Raw genomic sequence first — 20,789 nt, 5'->3', positions numbered from 1 at the left:
GTTTTCTGTTTTCGCATCTGGTAAGGAGCGCTGATCAACGCCCGAGATCGGAACGGACCCGCCCATGACCCTGATCGACAGCCTTCGCGCCGAAGCCCGCGCCGCGCCCGAAAGCGGCATTGTCGCCGTCGTCAATTACGGCCGCCTGCGCGAGGGCATGATCCCGCTCTGGGCCGGTGAGGGCGACCTGCCGACGCCTTCGTTCATCGCCGATGCCGCGTCAAAGGCGCTGGCCGGCGGCGAGACGTTCTACACTTGGCAGAGGGGCATCCCCGATCTCAGGCAGGCGCTTTCCCGCTACTATGCCAGGCATTTCGGCAAGACGTTTCCCGAGGAGCAGTTCATTGTCACCGGGTCCGGCATGCACGCCATCCAGCTGGCACTCGACGCGCTCGCCGGTGCCGGCGACGAGGTCATCTATCTGTCGCCGGCCTGGCCGAATTTCGACGCCGCGGCGGCGATATCGGGGGCCGTTCCGGTGGCTGTCACGCTCGACCATTCCGGCAATGGCTGGTCCTGCGACATTGAAAAGATCGCGGCGGCGATCACGCCGCGCACAAAGGCGCTGTTCATCAACACGCCGTCGAACCCGACCGGCTGGACCGCCGATCACGAGACCTTGCAGGCGATCCTCGATCTGGCGCGCGCGAAGAACCTCTGGATCATCGCCGACGAGATCTATTCGCTGTTCCACTATAGCCACGGCCGTGCGCCGTCCTTCCTCGACATCGCCACGGCGGAAGACCGCATCCTGTTCGTCAACAGTTTTTCCAAGAACTGGGCGATGACCGGCTGGCGCGTCGGCTGGATCAAGACCCATCCCGCCTTGCAGCAAGTGTTCGAGAACCTGATCCAGTATTCCAACTCCGGCGTCGCGCAGTTCATGCAGCGCGGCGCGGTTGCCGCACTTGACGAAGGCGATGCCTTTATTGCCGAACAAGTGGAGCGGGCACGCAAGGCGCGCGACCTGGTCTGCGGTATTCTCGGCGACACGGGCCGCGCCCGGTTCACCGTGCCGCAAGGCGCGTTCTATCTGTTCTTCACGGTCGACGGCATCACAGATTCACGCACTGCTGCCTTCGACATTGTCGACAAGGCCAATGTCGGCCTGGCTCCCGGCACCGCCTTCGGCCCCGGCGGCGAAGCCTTCCTCAGGCTGTGTTTCCACCGCCGCCTCGACCAGATCGAGGAAGCGGCGCATCGTCTGGCGAATTGGATGAAGACTGTTTGATGCCCTGAAGCCGGATTGAAAGTCGCTCCGGTGAGTCAACTGGCGCGGTTTTCGAGAACCGGAGCGTAGCGGACATTTGGGTCCGTGAGCGGCGGAAGCGCAGAAAACTGTGTCAGATGGCCGCCGGAGTAGAGTTTCAAACGGCTTCAGCCGCCCGACTTGGGCACCAGCAGGGGAATGATCCGGTCGCTCTTGGCCACGGACGGCCGACCGGCGGAGCCATAGGGAATGCCGAGCGCATCCCAGGTCTCGACCAGAGCGTCCTGCAACTCGGCGATCAGTGCATCGGAGTGGAACGGCGTCGGCGTGATGCGCAGCCGCTCGGTGCCGCGCGGCACGGTCGGGTAGTTGATCGGCTGAATGTAAAGGCCGTGAACGCCGAGCAGGCGGTCGCTGGCCATCTTGCAGAGTTCCGGATCGCCAACCAGGACCGGCACGATATGGGTGGCCGATTCCATCACTGGCAGGCCGGCGGCAGAGAGGATCTGCTTGGTCCTCGCGGCCTGCTGTTGCTGGGCGTCGCGCTCGGCCTGCGAGCGCTTGAGATGGCGGATCGACGTGGTCGCGGCAGCCGCGATCGCCGGCGGCAGCGCCGTTGTGAAGATGAAGCCCGGCGCATAGGAGCGCACCGCGTCGATCACGGCACTGGTGCCGGTGATGTAGCCGCCGAGCGTGCCGAATGCCTTGGCGAGCGTGCCTTCGATGATGTCGATGCGGTCGGTCAGGCCTTCGCGCTCGGTGATGCCGCCGCCGCGTGGTCCGTACATGCCGACGGCATGCACTTCGTCGATATAGGTCATGGCGTTGTAGCGTTCGGCGAGTTCGACGATCTGCTTGATCGGCGCGATGTCGCCATCCATCGAATAGACGCTTTCGAAGACGATCAGCTTGGCGCGTTCGCGGCCCGCCGCCTGCAGCAGGCTTTCCAGGTGCGCGACGTCATTGTGGCGGAAGATCTTCTTCTCGGCGCCCGAGCGCCGCACGCCTTCGATCATCGAGGCGTGATTAAGTTCGTCCGAGATGATCAGGCAATTGGGCAAAAGCCGCGCGATGGTCGAGATCGACGCTTCGTTGGAAACGAAGCCGGAGGTGAAGACGAGTGCCGCTTCCTTGTCGTGCAGGTCGGCGAGCTCCAGTTCGAGCTCGACCAGCGGGTTGCTGGTGCCGGAAATGTTGCGGGTGCCGCCGGCGCCCGAACCCATCTTGCCGGCCGCATTCTGGAACGCGGCGATGACGTCGGGATGCTGGCCCATGCCGAGATAGTCATTGGAGCACCAGACGGTGATTTCCTCGGCGCGGCCGTTGGAACGCCAGATGGCGCGCGGAAACTTGCCCGCGATACGCTCGAGGTCGGCGAAGACGCGATAGCGACGCTCTGCGTGGAGCTGGTCGATCGCTTCCTCGAAGAACCGCTGATAGTTCATGTCGGCTTCCCAATTTTTGCGCGGGATCATAATCATTGCCCTATTGGTCGTCCACCGGGCCTTCTTGGTCAAAATGCCACGCCCCGGACCTGTTCCTAACGACCACGGATCGTGGCCTATTCCCTTGATGTGGATCAACTTTGTTTCAGGACGATGCCACATACCGGCGATGCCGGTTACCATGAGTTGTAATGGCCAGGCGGCAGGCTTTCCAGTAAGGCGGGGGTTGAGACAGTTTCCGATAAATCTTGAGATGCGAGGTCGCGGATGACAGTTTTGGTAACAGGCGGCGCCGGTTATATCGGCAGTCACATGGTCTGGGAGCTGCTGGATGCCGGCGAGAGCGTGGTCGTTCTCGACCGTCTTTCGACCGGCTTCGAATGGGCGGTGGCGCCGGAGGCGAAGCTGGTGGTTGGCGATGTCGCCGACAAGGAATTGGTCGGCTCGATCATCCGGGAAAACAAGGTCGACGCGATCATCCATTTCGCCGGCTCGATCGTGGTCCCGGAATCGGTCGCCGACCCGCTCAGTTATTATGAGAACAACACCAGCAAGACGCGCACGCTGATCGAAACCGCGGTGCGCGAGGGCGTGCCCAATTTCATCTTTTCCTCGACCGCGGCCGTCTATGGCGGCGCCGGACTGGAGCCAGTGCGCGAGGACGCCCGTCTGGCCCCGGAATCGCCCTATGGCCTGTCCAAGCTGATGAGCGAATGGATGCTGCGCGATGCGGCGATCGCGCACGGCCTGCGCTATACCGCGCTGCGCTACTTCAACGTCGCCGGCGCCGACCCGAAGGGCCGCACCGGGCAGTCGACGCCGGGCGCCACCCATCTGATCAAGGTCGCCTGCGAGACGGCGCTCGGCAAGCGGCCGTTCATGCAGGTGTTCGGCACCGATTATCCGACGCCGGACGGCACCTGCATGCGCGACTATATCCATGTCAGCGACCTGGCGGCGGCGCATCGTCTGGCCCTGCAGCGGCTGCGCGCCGGGGGACAAAGCCTCGTCGCCAATTGCGGCTACAGCCATGGCTACTCGGTGCTGGAGGTCATCGACAGCGTGCGGCGCGCCTTTGGCCATGATTTCGAGGTGAAGATGGGCGATCGTCGTCCCGGCGACGCCGCGGCGGTGGTTGCCAATTCGGATCTCGCCCGCGCGGAACTCGGCTGGACCCCGCAACGCGACGATCTCGACCAGATCGTTGCCGACGCGCTCGCCTGGGAGCGCATCCTGACCGGCAAGAACTCCGCTCGGGGCTGAGCCGGGTTCTCCCAAGGGCTCGCAAGGCGGGCGGTGAAGCGCTATTGAAGGCATTCGCGGCACGGCATGGAGGCGCTGCGCCGCGAGGAGCTTTTGGGGGATGGCATGAAAATAACGGTGCTCGGGGCCGGTGTCGTCGGTACGGCGGCCGCCTTCTATCTGGCCAGCGACGGGCACGAGGTCACCGTGATCGAGCGCCATCCGGCGCCGGCTCGCGGCACCAGCCAGTCGAACGCCGGTCTGGTGTCGCCGGGGGACGCCACCGCCTGGGCCTCGCCGGCGGCCCTGAAGACATTCCTGCGCGCGCTCTACAACCATGATCTCGGCATCAAGGTCAGGCTGCGCTTCGATCCCTATTTCCTCGCCTGGAGCCTGCGCTTCCTGCGCCAGTGCACGAAAGAGCGCCTGCGCGCCAACAGCCGGGTCAAGTTGCGCCTGGCGCTCTATTCGCGCGACTGCATCAACGCCATCTCCGCCGATACCGGCATTCACTATGACGAGCGCAAGAAGGGCATCCTCTATTTCTTCCGCTCGCAGCACAGTCTCGACACCGGCACCGACAATTATCGCTATCTGGCCGAGCATGGCCTGCCGATCGAGATCGTCGGCCGCGAGCGGCTGGTCGAGCTTGAACCGGGTCTTGCCGGCGTGAAGGAAAAGATCGCCGGCGGCGTCTATTCGCCGATAGACCAGACCGGCGATTCCCGGCAGTTCGTGGAAAAACTCGCCGCCTATTCAGCCGAAAAGCTCGGCGTGAAATTTCTCTGCGGCACCACGGTCGAGGGTCTAGACATCGAGGGCGACCGGGTGCGCGCGGTGATGACTTCGGCCGGACCGGTCGCCGGCGATGCCGTGGTCATCTCGATGGGACCGGAAAGCGGCCTGCTCGGCCGCCGCTACGGCATCGACCTGCCTGTCTATCCGGTGAAGGGCTATACCGCGACCATTTCGCTGGAGGACGAGAGCAAGGGTCCGACCATGGGCGGCGCCGACGAGGATCAGTTGATCGCCTATTCCAGGCTGGGCAACCGGCTGCGACTGGCTTCGACCGCCGAATTTACCGGTTTCGACCGCTCGCACAAGCCAAGCGATTTCGCCGCCATGTTCAGGACCGGCAAGGATCTGTTCCCCGGCGCCTTCGACGAGAAGAAGGCGGAGCTCTGGGCAGGCCTGCGGCCGATGATGCCGAACTCGGTGCCGGTCATCGGCAAGGCACGCTATGAGAATCTCTATCTCGACACCGGCCACGGCCACGTCGGCTGGACCATGGCCTGCGGCTCGGGAAAGTTCCTTGCGGATCTCGTCGCCGGCCGCAAGCCGGAGATCGACCCGCAAGGGCTGGTCTACGGAGGCTAGGATGTCGGGACCGCAAGTCGCCATCGACCTTGGCCGCATCGAGCGCAATGCGCGCACGATCGTCGAGCGCTGCGCGCTCTCGGGCATCAAGGTCTTCGGCGTCACCAAGGGCACTTGCGGCATGCCGCAAGTGGCGCGCGCCATGCTGCGCGGCGGTGTCGCCGGCATCGCAGAATCCCGCTTCGAAAACATCCGCCGGCTGCGCGACAGCGGCATCAACGCGCCGATCATGCTGTTGCGCAGCCCGCCCATGGCGCGTGTCGAGGAGGTGGTGCGCACCGTCGACATCAGCCTGCAGTCGGAATTGAGCACCATTCGCGAGATTTCGCGCATCGCCGAGCGCATGGGCCGGATCCACGACATCATGCTGATGATCGACCTCGGCGATCTCCGCGAAGGCATCTGGCCGAACGACCTGATCCCGACGGTCGAGCAGATCCTGCGGTTCAAAGGGGTGCGCATCGCCGGCATCGGTACGAATCTCGGCTGCTTCGGCGCCATCATGCCGACGCCGGATAATCTCGGCCAGCTCGTCGCCCATGCCTACAAGACCGAGCGCCTGTCCGGCAAGAGCCTCGACGTGATCTCCGGCGGCGCCTCGTCGTCGCTGCCGCTGCTGCTCGAAGGCAGACTGCCGGCCGGCATCAACAATCTGCGGGTCGGCGAGGCGATCCTGCAAGGCGGCGTCGAAACCTTCCGCGACACGCCTTGGGCCGAGCTGGAACCCGATGCCTGCCGGCTGACCAGCGACATCATCGAGGTCAAGCTCAAGCCGTCACGGCCGATCGGCCAATCCGGCTACGACGCCTTCGGCAACCAGCCGGTCTTCCCCGACCAGGGCGACAGGCTGCGCGCCATTGCCAATATCGGCCGCGAGGACGTGCTGGTGGAAGGCCTGACACCGATCGCCAAGGGGATACGGGTGCTCGGTGCCTCCAGCGACCATCTGCTGCTGGATGTCGCCGATGCCGATCCGCCGCCGGCCGTCGGCGACCGTGTCGCCTTCCGCATGAGCTATGGCGCCATGCTGCTGGCGATGACCTCGGAATATGTCGAGAAGGCCCCGATGCACGACGTCGAGGACTTTTCCGGTCGCAAGATGGTGCAGATCACGGCCGAGCAAGGGGCTGCCGGCATCCTCGCCCGGGAAGGCACCGGCGCGCGGCTGGAAGCGATGAATTTCGACGTCATCGAGTTGGCCGATGTCGAGCGGCCGCCATCGGGGCTGATTCGGCTTGCCGCCGGCGCCGACCGTCGCATCGCGCACAAGGCGCTGACCGCAACGGCGCGCGCGACGCATTCCTTCGGCCTGATCTGGATCGATTCCATCGCCGCCCTGATGCCCGAGGACGAGGATGGCATCGACCTGCCGGAAGGCTCGGTGCTGGCGCGTACCCTCGGCCTCGACCACAAGGCGGGCGCGCTGCAGCCGCAGCTGTCGCCGGAGAATGTCGTCATCGTCGGCTTGCGCCACGCCGATCCGGCCGAGGCACGGGTGCTGAAGGATTCGCGCGTCTCCGCCTTCACCATGACCGACATCGACGCCATGGGCATGCGCGACCTGATGCATGAGGCGATCCGCGTCGCCACCTCCGGCACGCAAGGCTTCCATGTCAGTTACTCGCCTACCGCTACCGAATTCGCAGGCTGGGCGGCGGGCTCCGGCGGGCTCACCGTGCGCGAGACGCATCAGGCGATGGAGGCGATCGCGCTCTCCGGCGGACTGCTGTCGATGGATGTTTCCGGCCTGACCGCGGCTCTGAAGCCCCGGATCGGCACCGATGTCGTCAACTTCGTCATGTCGGCCTTCGGCAAGCGGATTTTGTAGCTGAGCATGATCCCGAAAAGTGGGTTTCGGTTTCCTCGGACAAACGGAAACCGTTTGTCCGAGATCATGCTCAATCAGATAGACCCTGGCCCTGCGCTTCGACCGCCGCGCGCCAGGCGTTGGCGTAGTCGGCCCAGGCCGGGTCGGCCGGCGGCTCCATTCTTTCGCCTTTGCCCTGCGCCGTCAGTTGATCCGTTGCCAGCAAGGCAGCGCCGATGCTGGTGCCGGTGGCGGCCTCGGACGCAACGACGGCGCGTCCCGTGCTGGCTGCTAGCATGCCGACAAAGAGCCGGTTGCGGGCAAAGGGGCCTTCGACAGTAGTCGGGCCGTCGGCACCGATCAGGTCGAGGCAGGTCGCCGTCATCAGCGCCAGATAGAATGAGATGGCGGCAAAGCGCTGGCCACTTTTCATCCCGTCGGCGTTGAGCCATGTCGCGGTCTGATGCGGGAACGGCCCCGACCCTTGCTGGGTCGATGGCAGCAGCAGCACCTTCTGCATCAGCACGGCGCCGACATCATCTTCGCTCCACTGCTCCGGCTGGTCCTTCGTCAGCATGGAAAACTCGCGGCCACCCATGAAGCGTGCCGAGGGGACGGGACTGCCGAGTGCGTTGACATTGACCAGCGTGTCGCGTGCCGCATCCAGCGCAATCTGTTTGCCGCCAACCGCCATCGACACCACCCAGGTGCCGGTCGAGACGACGGAGAAAGGCGGTTTGTCGGAGAGAAGATGCGGCAGCAACGAGGCGTTGGAATCGTGCAGGCCGCAGAAGACCGGCGTTTGCGGGTCAAGGCCGGTTCGCACGGCAAGCGCGGGCAGGATCGGGCCGAGGCGATCACTGGCTGGCCGCACCGGCACCATCAGCCAGCGCCAGTCCAGCCTGTCGACCAATGATGAAAAATCCGCCGTCCATGGGTTCCACAGATCAGTGTGGCAGCCGAGCGAGGTCACCTCATTGGCGGCGACGCCGGTCAGGCGCAAGGCCCAGTATTGCGGGTACATCAGCATCGCGGCGGCCTTGGCGAATTCCGCCGGGAAGCTTTTCTGTTGCCAGAAGAATTGCGCGCCGAGATTGAGGCCGAGCGGCAAGCGCGGCGTGCCGGTCTCGGCGAAGGGCGGCCTAATCGCATCATAATCCACGGCCAGCCTGTCGGGGCCATCGAATTCATAGTCGAGCACCGCCAGCACCAGATCGCCCGCGGCGTCGACCAGTGCGCCCGTCGCGCCATGGGTCGTGATCGAAATGGCGTCGATGCGCTGTTCGCGGTTGAGGCCGGCAAGGCTGTCGAGGATGAACGTCCACAGCGCTTCGACATCATGATGCGGATAGGGCGCCTGCCGCACCGGCGCATTGGCCATGCGGCGCAACGCCACCTCGCTCAACGTCACGAGGTCGACGAACGCGACCTTGGCGTTGGTCTTGCCGATGTCGATGACGGCAATATGGCGCATCGCACTCATGCCATATGGAACACGGTTTCCAACGGCACGGCCACCGGTTCGTTGTCCGGCCTGGTTTCCATGATGTCGGCCATGTGGGTCCACCAACGCTGCATCACCGGATGCTTCGGCAGGTCGTCCATGCCGTGGTCGTCTCGCCGCCACAGCACGCCGAACAGAATGCTCGTCTCCTCGTCGAGATGGATGGAATAATCGGAGACGCCGGCCTGCTTCAGCAGTGATACCAGCGACGGCCAGATCTCGTCGTGGCGCTTCTTGTACTCGGCCTTCAGGCCGGGCTTCAGCTTCATCTTGAACGCGTATTTCTGCGGCATCAGCGTCCTCCGAGCAGCCGCCGCCAGACGATCGGCAGAGCGATGACGATGATCAGCAGCAGGCCGATGAAGATCGACATGACGATGCCGGGCACGTTGAGCAGGCCAAGGCCGAAGGTCACCAGCCCCATGATGAAGGCTGCGAGCACGACGCCCAGAATGCTGCCGGCGCCGCCGAGGATGCTGACGCCGCCGAGCACCACCATGGTGATGACTTCGAGTTCATAGCCCTGTGCGATCGAGGGCCGCGTCGAACCGAGCCGCGAGGTGATCAGCACCGAGGCGATGCCCGACATCAGCCCGGTCAGGCAGAACAGGATGAACTTGGTGCGGCCGACGCGCACGCCAGAGAACTGCGACGCCACCGGGCTGTAGCCGATGGCAAAGACACGGCGGCCGAAACTCGTGCGGTGCAGCAAGAACCAGTAAACGACGGCCGCGATCAGGAAGAGCACTAGCTCGAACGACACCACCCACCAGATATAGCCCTGGCCGAAAAACGCGAAGCTTTCGGGATAACCCTTGTAGGCCTGGTCGCCGAGGATGATGAAGGCGATGCCGCGAAACAGGCTCATCGTGCCGATAGTGACGACGATCGAGGGCAGCCCGAGCCTCGTCACCAGCAGCCCGTTGAAGGCGCCGCAGCCGAGCCCGACGACGATGCCGATCAGCACCAGCACCGGCGTGCCGGCGCCGGCCTGCACCGCCATGCCCATCATGGTCGAGGCCAGCGCAATGATGGCGGCCACCGACAGGTCGATCTCACCCGAAATGATCAGCAGCGCCATGGCGAAGGCGATCAGACCCTTCTCGGTGAAGTTGAAGGTGAGATCGGACAGCGAATACGGGTCGAGGAAATACGGCGAGGCTAAGCTGTTGATGGCGAAGATGGCGACCGCCACCACGACCAGCAGCGCTTCCCAGGAAAAGATCGCCGAACGAAACGGCTTGTCGAGTCGGTCGGGAATGTGGCGCGGGGCCGGGATTTCGGTCATGCCGCCTCTACTTTCCGCAGGATGATGCGGCCCTGCCGGCGTTCGCCGCGCGCGTTAAGCACGACAGCCAGAATGATGGCGCTGCCCGAGATCGCCATCTGCCAGAAGGGCGAGATGTTGATGACCGGCAGTGCGTTGGAGATGATGCCGAGGAACAGCGCACCGAGCACCGCGCCGCCCACCGAACCGATGCCGCCGGCGATCGAGATGCCGCCGATGACGCAGGCGGCGATGATGTTGAGCTCATAGCCGTTGGCGACCTCGACCGAGGCGATCACATAGCGGGAGATCCAGAGATAGCCGGAAAGTCCGCCGATCATGCCGGAGATGCAGAAGACGATGAATTTCGTCCTGCCGACATCGATGCCGGCATAGACCGAAGCCGTCGGGTTGACGCCGATGGCATAGATCGAGCGGCCGAGCGCGGTGCGCGTCATCAGGACGAAGAACAGCACGATGACCAGGATGGCGATGCAGGACAGCACCGGAATGCCGAGGAACGCCGCCCGCTGGAAGCCGATGAAGTCCGGACTCATCTTGTCGGCATTGACCCAGGCGCCGCCTGACAGGACGAAGGTGGCGCCGCGATAGATGGTCAGCGTGCCCAATGTCACCACGATCGAAGGGATGTTCAGCCGCCAGACCAACAGGCCGTTGATGGCGCCGAGCACCAAGCCGACGACCAGGGCGATGCCAATCAGCAGCGGGATCGGGATTGCCGGATGCGCGGCGTTCAGCATCGCCACCACCATGCCGGTGAAGCAGAGGTTGGACGCCATCGACAGATCGATCGACCGGGTCAGGATGACAACCATCTGGCCCAGCGCCAGGATCATCAGGATCGAGGTATCGTTGAACACCTGGCGCAAATTGACGGGGTCGGCAAAGGCCGGGAAGCGCGTCGAGATCAGCCCGATCAGCACGACGATGGCCGCGAACAGCCAGATTTCACGGTATTTAAGAAAGGCTTTCATGCCGCGATCCCTGCTGCCGTCCTGACCAGCGTCTCGGCGTCCAGCCCCTTGTTGTCGTAGACCGCCGCGACGAGACCCTCGCGCATGACGATGACACGGTCGGACATGCCGAGGATTTCCGGCAGTTCCGACGACACCATGATCACCGACAGGCCCTGCGCCACCAGCTCGGCCATGAAGCCGTGCACGGCGGCCTTGGAGCCGATGTCGATGCCCTTGGTCGGCTCGTCCAGGATGATCACCTTGGGCGCCGTCGCCAGCCATTTGGCGATGACGATCTTCTGCTGATTGCCGCCCGACAGCGTGCCGACATCCTGGCTGAGCGAGGAGGCGCGCAGGTCGAGCCGCTCGGTATAGGAGCGGGCGAGCGCGAATTCTTCCGACAGCCGCAGCAGGCCGGATCTGGAGGTACGCTTGAGCGAAGGCAGCGAGACGTTCTGGAAGATCGGCAGGCCGATCACCACGCCCTGCTTGCCGCGCTCTTCCGGCACATAGACGATGCCCGCATCGATCGAATCCGCCGCCGATTTCGGCGCGATCACCTTGCCTTCCAGCATGATCGTGCCGGCTGATGTGCGGGTTATGCCCGATATCGCCTGCATCACCTCGCTGCGCCCGGCGCCGACAAGGCCGTAGAAACCGAGGATTTCGCCCTTGTGCAGTTCGAAACCGATGTCGTTGAACTCGGTCGGATGCGACAGGCCGGAAACGGAAAGCACCGGCGCGCCGATCTCAGCCTTGCGCTGCGGAAAGATATGGTCGACGGCGCGGCCGACCATCAGGCGCACGATCTGGCTTTGGCCGGCATCCTTGATCAGGCCTTCGCCGACCATCTCGCCATCGCGGAACACCGTGTAGCGGTCGGCGATGCGATAGATTTCGTCGAACTTGTGGCTGATGAACAGAATCGCCTTGCCTTCGCTTTTGAGGAATTCGATCAGCAGGAAAAGCTCCTCGATCTCCTTCATCGAAAGGGCGGCGGTCGGCTCATCCATGATGACGATCTGAGCGTCAATCGACATGGCCCGCGCCACGGCGACCAAATGCTTGTTGGCGATGCCGAGGTCCTTCAGCCGGGCGTCGGCGTGGATATGACTCGCGTGCATGGTGTCGAGCACTTCGCGCGCGTTTTTGCGCATCGTGCGCCAGTCGATGGTGCCGAAACGCGTGCGCGGGGCGTGGCCAAGAAAGATGTTCTCGGCAACCGTCAAATCGTCGAACAGCACGGTTTCCTGGTGGATGGCGGTGACGCCGTGTCCGAAAGCTGCGTGCGCGCTGGGCAGGGTGACGGCTTGGCCGTCGATGCTGATCGTGCCGGTGTCGGGCTGGTAGATGCCGGTCATGATCTTGACCAGGGTCGACTTGCCGGCGCCGTTCTCACCGATCAGCGCGGTCACCTGGCCCGGATAGAGCGACACGCTGACATTGTGCAGCGCGCGCACGCCGGGAAAGCTCTTGGAGATGCCGGACAGCGTCAGGAGTGGAGCCGCCTTACCCTCCCCCTTGTGGGGAGGGTCGCGAACAACGTGAGCGGGGTGGGAGTCTACTAGCATATCAAGGTCCTGGCACATGGAGATGTCGCCACCCCACCCCGTCTCGCTTGCATCGCTTCGCGAAGCCGGCTCGCCGACCCTCCCCACAAGGGGGAGGGTGGTGCGAGCGTCCAGATCAATAGATCTTGGAGAACTTCTCGATGTTCGACTTGTCGAACTGGAAGGGCGGAGCCATCGCGGCCGAGTTGGAGTCGTCGAGCGTGACCTTGCCGACGCGGCCGATCGACAGCGTGGCACCGGGCTTGGCCTCTTCCTTCTTCACCGCCAGATCGTGGGCGAGATAGACGGCCGAATAGCCGAGGTCGATCGGGTTCCACAGCGCAACCGCCTGGCTGGCGCCGTTGTCGATGAACTTCTTGAACTCGGACGGCAGCGCCAGACCGGTGACATTGACCTTGCCGATCAGGTTCTCATCGGTGACGACTTGGGCGGCGGCGACGACGCCGACGGTGGTCGGCGCGATGATCGCCTTGAGGTTCGGATAGGACTTTAACAGGCCCTTGGCCTCGTCCGTGCTCTTGGCCGAATCGTCATCGCCATAGACGGTGGCGACGAGTTTGATCTTGGGGAACTTCTCCGGCAGGATTTTCTTGGCCGCATCGATCCAGGCGTTCTGGTTGGTGGCGGTCGAGGAGGCCGACAGGATGGCGACTTCGCCGCCTTCCGGCAGGTAATCGGCGGCAAGCTTGATGATGGTCTCGCCGATCAGTCCGGTGTCGGACGGGTTGAGGTGAAGCTGGCGGCCTTCCTTGGCCACGCCCGAATCCCAGGAGATGACGGTGATGCCGCGTTCCATCGCCTTCTTCAGCACCGGCACCAGCGCGTCGGCGTCATTGGCCGAAATGGCGATGGCGTTGACCTTCTGGGCGATCAGCGAATTGACCACCTCGATCTGCGCTTCGGCGGTCGCCTTGGTCGGGCCGGTGTAGATGATGTCGACATCGCCGAGTTCCTTGGCCGCCTCCTCGGCGCCCTTGTTGGCGGCATCGAAGAAGCCGTTGCCGAGCGACTTCACCACCAGTGCGATCTTGACGTTCTCGGCATAGGCCGCATTCACGAACATGGCGGCTGAGAATGCAGCCGTCACCATCAATTTCTTCAAGAAGCTCATCGAATATCCTCCCTTGAGCGTTGCATTCCATCGCCGCTGCTGGCGTGAGAGTGTCTCAGGCCTGCAGCGAAGATTCTTCCTTTGCCGACTTGCGGGCGACGATCAGCGTCACGCCGGCGGTCTCTAACATCTTGGCTTCGCGATCCTCGATGCCGTCATCGGTAATGACGGTTGCGATGCGCGACAGGCCGCACAGGATCAGGCTGGAGCGTTTGCGGAATTTCGAGGAATCGACCAGCACCACCAGTTCGTCGGCCTGGTCGATCAGTTTTTGCTCCGCCTGGATCAGCAGCGGGTCGCCCTCCATCAGGCCGAGCGGGCCGAGCCCCTGCGCGCCCATGAACATGCGGCGCGCATAGAAGTTGCGCGTCACGTCATTGTCGAAGGGCGACAGGATGATGTTCTGCTCGCGGTAAATGGTGCCGCCCGACAGCATCACCGTGTTCTTGGAGTGCTTGAGCAGGTGTTCGGCGATCGGGAACGAATTGGTGAAGATCGGCATGCGGCGACCGGTCAGGAAATGCACCATCTGGAAGGTGGTGGTGCCGCCATTGATGATGATCGGCTCGCCATCCTTGCACAGCTCGACCGCTTCACGGGCGATTGCCCGCTTCTGCGAGGCGTTGATCGTTTCGTTGACGGAAAAGGGCCGGCCGGCCAGCCCAATGAACTGCGGCGGCGAGATTGCTTCAGCGCCGCCGCGCACACGGCGCAGGCGCTTCTGGACATGGAGGGCCGCGATGTCACGCCGGATCGTCGCCTCGGAGGACTCCGTCAGGTCGACCATCTCCTGCACCGTCACCACAGGCTTTTCCTGGACGGCGGACAGAATGATCCTGTGGCGCTCTTTTTCGTGCATGGTTCCTCCCTGCCTGAGCATCTAGGCACCCAAAACGCGCAGTGTCAATCATTTCCGATCATATAATTTCATTGTGCAGTGCAATATGATCGATCTTGATCGTTTGTGATTGACAAACCCGCCGCTTCCGTGGAAATTCGGGCCAAATGGGCCGCACCGTTCGCGTGCCTTCGGGAGGATTACATATGCTCGACAAGCGCACCGGCGCGCGCCTCGCCAATCTGTGGGACGAGGCCAAGGCTCAAGCGATGAGCGAGCCGGAACTTCTGGTCTATCGCTCGAACACGCTTGGCTCCGACAAGCGCGTCACCAACTATGGCGGCGGCAACACCTCCTCTAAGATCTGGCAGAAAGACCCGCTCACCGGCGAGGATGTCGAAGTGCTTTGGGTCAAGGGCTCGGGCGGCGACAGCGCGTCGATCAAGCTCGACGGCTTTGCCACCCTTTACATGGACAAGCTGCGCGCGCTCAAAGGCCTTTATCGCGGCGTTGAGCACGAGGACGAAATGGTCGGCTTCCTGCCGCACTGTACGTTCAATTTGAACCCACGCGCGGCCTCGATCGACACGCCGCTGCATGCCTTTGTGCCGAAGCCATTTGTCGATCACATGCATCCCGATGCCATCATCGCCATTGCCGCCGCCAAGGATTCCAAGGCGCTGACCAAGGAGATATTCGGCGACGCCATCGGCTGGCTGCCGTGGAAGCGGCCGGGCTTCGAACTCGGCCTGTGGTTGGAGAAATTCTGCCTCGAACATCCCGCCGCAAAGGGCGTCATCCTGGAAAGCCATGGGTTGTTCACCTGGGGCGACACCCCTCGGGAATGCTACGAGACGACGATCTCGGTGATCAATCAGGCGATCGAATGGTTCGAGCGCCGCTCCGAGGGCCTCGCCATCTTCGGCGGCGAAGTGGTCAAGTCGCTTGACGCGGCCGAACGCCGTGCCATCGCGGCAAAACTGATGCCGAAAATCCGCGGCCTGATCTCGGAAAAGAGCCACAAGCTCGGTCATTTCGACGATTCGCCCGCCGTGCTCGAATTCGTCAACTCCAGGGATCTACGCCCGCTGGCGGCGCTCGGCACGTCGTGCCCTGACCATTTCCTGCGCACCAAGATCCGTCCGCTGGTGATCGAATTCGATCCGGCCAAACCCGATGTCGATGCCGTCATTGCGCGCCTCGCCGACGACCTGGCGGCCTATCGTGTCGGCTACCAGGCCTATTACGACAGCTGCAAGCATGCCGACTCGCCCGCCATCCGCGATCCCAATGCCGTCGTCTATCTGATGCCCGGCGTCGGCATGTTCACCTTCGCCGGCGACAAGGCGACGGCGCGCATCTCGGGCGAATTCTATGTAAACGCCATCAATGTCATGCGCGGCGCCTCGACCGTCTCGTCCTATGTCGGCCTGCCCGCAAAGGAAGCCTTCGACATCGAATACTGGCTGCTCGAGGACCTGAAGCTGCAGCGCATGCCGAAGCCGAAGGCGCTTGCCGGCCAGATCGCGCTGGTCACCGGTGGCGCCGGCGGCATTGGCCGCGCAACCGCCAACCGGCTGCTGCGCGAAGGCGCCTGCGTCGTGCTGGCCGACATCGACGAAACAGCCCTTGCCAGCGCCAATGACGAACTGGCCAAAGCCTATGGCAAGGATTTTGTCAGGCCGGTGCTGATCAACGTCACCTCGGAGGACCAGGTCATTTCGGGCTTCGCCGAGACTGCGGTCGAGTTCGGCGGCATCGACATTCTGGTGTCGAATGCGGGGCTGGCTTCCTCGGCGCCGATCGAGGAGACGACGCTGGCGCTGTGGAACAAGAACATGGACATCCTGTCGACCGGTTATTTCCTGGTCTCGCGGGAAGCGTTCCGGCTGTTCCGCGTGCAGAATATCGGCGGCAACGTCGTCTTCGTCGCCTCCAAGAACGGACTTGCCGCCTCGCCTAACGCCGCCGCCTACTGCACCGCCAAGGCCGCCGAGATCCATCTCGCCCGATGCCTGGCACTGGAGGGCGCGGAAGCGCAGATCAGGGTCAATGTCGTCAACCCGGACGCGGTGCTGCGCGGCTCGAAGATCTGGACCGGCGAGTGGAAAGAACAGCGCGCCGCCGCCTACAAGATGTCGACCGACGATCTGGAGGAGCACTATCGCTCGCGCTCGATGCTGAAGCGTTCGGTGTTTCCCGAAGACATCGCGGAGGCGATCTATTTCTTCGCCTCCGACATGTCGGCCAAGTCGACCGGCAACATCGTCAATGTCGACGCGGGCAACGCGCAGAGCTTTACGCGCTAGCGGACGCCAGAGCGCTTCCCTTCTCCCCGTTCTACGGGGAGAAGGTGCCGGCAGGCCGATGAGGGGCAGCGCTGACTGAACGCATTTTGGGAGGAATAGCAGTGTCCGAATCCATCATCTCCGCCGACCTCGTCGACAAGGACAACGCCTCGCGCAAAGCCAGTCTCGAGCGCGACTACACCTCGCTCGGCGAACGCCTCGACCGCCGTGGCATCGCCATCGATGCCATCCGCGACAAGGTCGAGAAATTCGCCGTTGCGATCCCGTCCTGGGGCGTTGGCACCGGCGGCACCCGCTTTGCACGCTTTCCCGGTGCCGGCGAGCCGCGCGATATCTTCGACAAGATCGAGGACTGCGCCGTCATCAGGCAATTGACGCAGGCGACGCCGACCGTGTCCCTGCACATTCCGTGGGACAAGGCCGACCCGAACCGGCTGAAGCAGGCGGCTTCGCGCTTTGGCCTCGGCTTCGACGCCATGAACTCCAACACTTTCTCGGATGCGAAGGACCAGAAACTCTCCTACAAATTCGGCTCGCTGTCGCATGCCGATGCCGGCACGCGCCGGCAAGCGGTCGAGCACAATCTCGAATGCATCGAGATCGGCAAGACGCTCGGCTCCAAGGCGCTGACGGTGTGGATCGGCGACGGTTCGAACTTTCCCGGCCAGGTGAATTTCGCCAAGGCGTTCGAGCGCTATCTCGACGCCATGAAGGAGATCTATGCCGGGCTGCCCGCCGACTGGAAGCTGTTCAGCGAACACAAGATGTACGAACCGGCCTTCTATTCCACCGTCGTGCAGGACTGGGGCACCAATTACATCATCGCACGGGAGTTGGGTGACAAGGCGTTCTGCCTGGTCGACCTCGGCCACCATGCGCCCAACGTCAACATCGAGATGATCGTGTCGCGGCTGATCCAGTTCAAAAAACTCGGCGGCTTCCATTTCAACGATTCGAAGTATGGCGACGACGATCTCGATGCCGGTTCGATCGACCCCTACCGGCTGTTCCTTGTCTTCAACGAACTGGTCGATGCGGAGCTTTCGGGTGCCGAGGGTTTTGACCCGGCCCACATGCTCGACCAGAGCCACAACGTCACCGATCCGATCGAAAGCCTGATGCTGTCGGCGGTCGAAGTGCAGCGCGCCTATGCGCAGGCGCTGCTTGTCGACCGCAAGGCGCTCGAAGGGTTTCAGGACAGCAACGACGCGCTGATGGCGACGCAGACGCTGAAAGCCGCCTACCGCACCGATGTCGAGCCGATCCTGGCCATGGCCCGCCTGAAGACCGGCGGCGCCATCGATCCGGTCGCCGCCTATCGGGCGGCGGGCTACCGCGCCAAGGTCGCGGCCGAACGCCCTGCGGTCGCCGGTGGGAGCGGCGGCATCGTCTGAGGCGAACTTCCAGCCGATATTGCCCCTCACCGGTTTGCTTCGTGAGGGACCATTTGTGAATGGACTCGATTGATCCGACAGGCTCTTCTAGGCGCATCCCCGCCCGGAGAACCGCCATGCCTCTCAACCGTCGGACATTGATCGCCGCCAGTCTTTCCATCACCTTCGTCCTGACGCCGTTGACGAGCGTCTTCGCCGCATCGCCGGCGCCGGCCAAGGGCGAGCACGGCATGGTGGTGACGGCACAGCATCTGGCGTCCGAAGTCGGCATCGAGGTCTTGAAGAAGGGCGGCAATGCCGTCGATGCGGCGGTTGCCGTCGGCTATGCGCTCGCCGTCGTCTATCCCAATGCCGGCAATATCGGCGGCGGCGGCTTCATGACCATCCGCTTCAAGGACGGCAAATCGACCTTCCTCGATTTCCGCGAACGGGCGCCGCTGGCGGCGACCAAGACCATGTATCTCGACAAGGATGGCAACCCGGTGAAGGGCGCCAGCCTTGACGGTTACCTCGCCGTTGGCGTGCCGGGATCCGTCGCCGGTTTGGAGATGGCGCGCGAAAAATACGGCAAATTGTCCCGACAGGATCTGATGGCGCCGGCAATCGGCTATGCCAAGGACGGGTTCATCCTCAATCAGGGCGACGCCGCCTCTTTTGCCGGCAGTGCCGACAGGCTGGCGAAGGACCCCGCTGCCGCCGCCATCTTCCTGAAACCCGGTGGCAAGCCCTATGGCATCGGCGAGCGGCTGATCCAGCCCGACCTCGCGGCCTCGCTGGCCGCCATTTCCGAAAAAGGCCCCGATGCATTCTATAAAGGCGCTATCGCCGACGCCATCATCAAGGCGAGTGGCGCCAAGGGCGGCATCCTGGCCAAGCCGGATTTCGAGCAATACGCGGTCCGCGAACTGAAGCCGATAACCTGCGCCTATCGCGGCTACGAGATCACCTCCTCGCCGCCGCCCAGTTCCGGTGGCGTCATCATCTGCGAAATCCTCAACGTGCTGGAAGGCTACCCGCTGTCCTATCTCGGCGCCGGTTCAGCCGAGACGGTGCATGTCATGGTCGAGGCGATGCGCTACGCCTATGTCGACCGCAATTCGGCCCTCGGCGATCCCGATTTCGTCGACAATCCGGTCGGGAGATTGCTGGACAAGGGGTATGCCAAGGATACCCGCGAGAAGATCGACCCCTTCCGGGCTGGCGTGTCGCAGGACCTGATGCCGAAGGGCTTTGGCGAGAGCAAGGAAACGACGCATTATTCGATCATCGACAATGACGGCAACGCGGTCGCGGTCACCTATACGTTGAACGGCTCCTTCGGCGCCGGCGTCGTCGCCGATGGTACCGGCATCCTGCTCAACAACGAGATGGACGATTTCACCCAGAAGCCCGGCGTGCCCAACCTCTATGGCCTGGTCCAGGGCGAGGCCAATGCCATCCAGCCGAAGAAGACGCCGCTATCGTCGATGAGCCCGACCGTGGTGGCCAAGGACGGCAAGCCGTTCATGGTCATCGGCAGCCCCGGCGGCTCGCGCATCATCACCATCACGCTGGAAGCCATCGTCAACGTCATCGACCACGGCATGAACATCCAGGAGGCGATCGACGCGCCGCGCATCCATCACCAGTGGCTGCCCGATAAGGTCTATATCGAGCCGTTCGGGCTGTCGCCGGATACCGAAAAGCTGCTGGCCGGCATGGGTTATCAACTCGATCTCGGTGACCAGACCTGGGGCCAGGCGGCGGGCATCCTGGCCGGCGGCAAAAGCCTGGCGGAGATCGAGAAGGGTGGCGGTGCGCGCTATAACGGCGCCATCGACAGCCGCGCGGCCTCTGGCGAGGCGCTCGGATACTGAGGTTGGCAAGACTGGAGATGGACTTGCAGCAGCGTAGCGATTCGGGTTGATCGCTCGCTGCTCAAGCGGGTTGGCGCATAGCCGCGATGGTTGTCACAGGACCAGCGTGATGGTGGAGGCAATCAGCATCAAGGCGGCGATGCCGACGAACAGCGCGTAGATGCGCGGCCGGTCGAGCAGCAGCGCGTTTCCGGATATCCAGGCGGACGTGGCGCCGCCAAGCGCGAAGAGGAAGCCGTTGCGGTGCCCGAAGACCATCGATGCGGCCATCAGCCCGCCAATGATCAGCGCGCCGAACACGATGATCACGGCAACGGCGTATTTCTCGAAATCGTTGCCACTTCCCATGCTCGGACCGATCGCGTTCAACGTCGGCAGGTCGTCCGGATCGAAGGGGTTCGTCGACCCATATTCGTCTTGACCGGCAGGCTCTCGCATCATTCGTTCTCCGTGTAGCGGCAACAAACCATCAAGCCTTGCCGAGTGCAACCCGATCGCGCCGCCTTGATGCGTTCGACCGGTCTTTGACGCCTTCTGGCGGCGGCTGCCGCCGGCTTTTTGATACGCGCCCCTAGCCGTCTTTGGGTCTCTGGCTATCCCGGACACGGCGATGGCCGTCCCTCTATCATGGAATGTATTCGTGGAGGAAAAATGATTCGGCACGTGGATTGGGTTTCGCGGGCTGCGATTTTCGGTGGGCGTGGTGTCGCACGGGCAGGCTGAATCGCCTGCGGCCAGCGGACGGTTGCGCCTGACATTCGGTCGAACAAAAAGCAGACCTGTCGGAGTCCCTTCAATGTTGACTACTAAGCTCATGTTTCATAGTCAACTTGGAGACTAGATCGAAAAGCAGGCGCGCAGCATTGCAGAGAGACCGAGAG

Annotated in this window: 16 protein-coding genes; 7 read left to right on the top strand and 9 right to left on the bottom strand. The window is 63.3% G+C overall.

Translation table 11 applies throughout. The features are described 5' to 3' along the window. The first annotated feature begins 64 nt into the window (after window positions 1–64). Entirely contained in the window at window positions 65–1,231 is a 1,167-nt protein-coding gene (locus NKG99_RS24680; RefSeq protein WP_352871386.1) for a pyridoxal phosphate-dependent aminotransferase, read from the top strand. 146 nt (window positions 1,232–1,377) lie between these two features. Here NKG99_RS24680 and hemA read toward each other — a convergent pair whose 3' ends face one another. Continuing rightward, complete coding sequence (gene hemA / locus NKG99_RS24675; protein ID WP_352871385.1) at window positions 1,378–2,655, bottom strand: 5-aminolevulinate synthase; 1,278 nt, start codon at window positions 2,653–2,655, stop codon at window positions 1,378–1,380. Window positions 2,656–2,922: 267 nt separating this feature from the next. On the opposite strand from hemA, the gene galE reads away from it, so the two are divergent. The 3 genes from galE (at window position 2,923) to NKG99_RS24660 (ending at window position 7,102) form a co-directional block, all read left to right on the top strand. Then, on the top strand, window positions 2,923–3,918 hold the full coding sequence (gene galE, locus NKG99_RS24670) for a UDP-glucose 4-epimerase GalE (protein WP_352871383.1): 996 nt from the start codon (window positions 2,923–2,925) through the stop codon (window positions 3,916–3,918). A 105-nt stretch (window positions 3,919–4,023) separates the two neighbouring features. Further along, window positions 4,024–5,274: a D-amino acid dehydrogenase gene (locus tag NKG99_RS24665; protein WP_352871381.1), complete on the top strand. Its 1,251-nt coding sequence runs from the start codon at window positions 4,024–4,026 to the stop codon at window positions 5,272–5,274. 1 nt (window position 5,275) lies between these two features. Beyond that, complete coding sequence (locus NKG99_RS24660) at window positions 5,276–7,102, top strand: alanine racemase (protein WP_352871380.1); 1,827 nt, start codon at window positions 5,276–5,278, stop codon at window positions 7,100–7,102. Between the two features lie 70 nt (window positions 7,103–7,172). Here NKG99_RS24660 and NKG99_RS24655 read toward each other — a convergent pair whose 3' ends face one another. From NKG99_RS24655 to NKG99_RS24625, 7 genes are all read right to left on the bottom strand, one after another. Beyond that, window positions 7,173–8,564, bottom strand: coding sequence for an FGGY-family carbohydrate kinase (locus NKG99_RS24655; RefSeq protein ID WP_352871379.1), 1,392 nt, complete (start codon window positions 8,562–8,564; stop codon window positions 7,173–7,175). Further along, window positions 8,561–8,878: an L-rhamnose mutarotase gene (gene rhaM, locus NKG99_RS24650; protein WP_352871376.1), complete on the bottom strand. Its 318-nt coding sequence runs from the start codon at window positions 8,876–8,878 to the stop codon at window positions 8,561–8,563. The genes NKG99_RS24655 and rhaM overlap by 4 nt, the downstream gene beginning before the upstream one ends. Continuing rightward, entirely contained in the window at window positions 8,878–9,873 is a 996-nt protein-coding gene (locus tag NKG99_RS24645; RefSeq protein WP_352871375.1) for an ABC transporter permease, read from the bottom strand. The genes rhaM and NKG99_RS24645 overlap by 1 nt, the downstream gene beginning before the upstream one ends. Next, window positions 9,870–10,847 (bottom strand): ABC transporter permease, encoded by a 978-nt coding sequence (locus NKG99_RS24640; protein WP_352871374.1) that lies wholly within the window; start codon window positions 10,845–10,847, stop codon window positions 9,870–9,872. The genes NKG99_RS24645 and NKG99_RS24640 overlap by 4 nt, the downstream gene beginning before the upstream one ends. Beyond that, window positions 10,844–12,400, bottom strand: coding sequence for a sugar ABC transporter ATP-binding protein (locus NKG99_RS24635; RefSeq protein WP_352871373.1), 1,557 nt, complete (start codon window positions 12,398–12,400; stop codon window positions 10,844–10,846). Before NKG99_RS24635 ends, NKG99_RS24640 begins: the two co-directional genes overlap by 4 nt. Before the next feature lie 115 nt (window positions 12,401–12,515). Continuing rightward, entirely contained in the window at window positions 12,516–13,511 is a 996-nt protein-coding gene (gene rhaS / locus NKG99_RS24630; protein WP_352871372.1) for a rhamnose ABC transporter substrate-binding protein, read from the bottom strand. 55 nt (window positions 13,512–13,566) lie between these two features. Then, window positions 13,567–14,370, bottom strand: a complete 804-nt coding sequence (locus NKG99_RS24625) for a DeoR/GlpR family DNA-binding transcription regulator (protein ID WP_057145053.1) — start codon at window positions 14,368–14,370, stop codon at window positions 13,567–13,569. 185 nt (window positions 14,371–14,555) lie between these two features. Here NKG99_RS24625 and NKG99_RS24620 point away from each other — a divergent pair, with 185 nt between their 5' ends. From NKG99_RS24620 to ggt, 3 genes are all read left to right on the top strand, one after another. After that, the gene (locus NKG99_RS24620; RefSeq protein ID WP_352871371.1) at window positions 14,556–16,658 is read left to right on the top strand and encodes a bifunctional rhamnulose-1-phosphate aldolase/short-chain dehydrogenase; all 2,103 of its coding nucleotides are present in this window, start codon (window positions 14,556–14,558) and stop codon (window positions 16,656–16,658) included. A gap of 101 nt (window positions 16,659–16,759) precedes the next feature. Then, on the top strand, window positions 16,760–18,052 hold the full coding sequence (rhaI, locus tag NKG99_RS24615) for an L-rhamnose catabolism isomerase (RefSeq protein ID WP_352871370.1): 1,293 nt from the start codon (window positions 16,760–16,762) through the stop codon (window positions 18,050–18,052). A gap of 116 nt (window positions 18,053–18,168) precedes the next feature. Then, entirely contained in the window at window positions 18,169–19,908 is a 1,740-nt protein-coding gene (ggt, locus tag NKG99_RS24610; protein ID WP_352871369.1) for a gamma-glutamyltransferase, read from the top strand. Window positions 19,909–20,001: 93 nt separating this feature from the next. Here ggt and NKG99_RS24605 read toward each other — a convergent pair whose 3' ends face one another. Further along, window positions 20,002–20,349, bottom strand: coding sequence for a hypothetical protein (locus tag NKG99_RS24605; RefSeq protein ID WP_292188085.1), 348 nt, complete (start codon window positions 20,347–20,349; stop codon window positions 20,002–20,004). Window positions 20,350–20,789 lie beyond the last annotated feature (440 nt).

Source organism: Mesorhizobium sp. M1409 (assembly GCF_040317535.1).
GTDB lineage: Bacteria > Pseudomonadota > Alphaproteobacteria > Rhizobiales > Rhizobiaceae > Mesorhizobium.
This window is presented reverse-complemented; position numbering and strand designations above follow the sequence as displayed.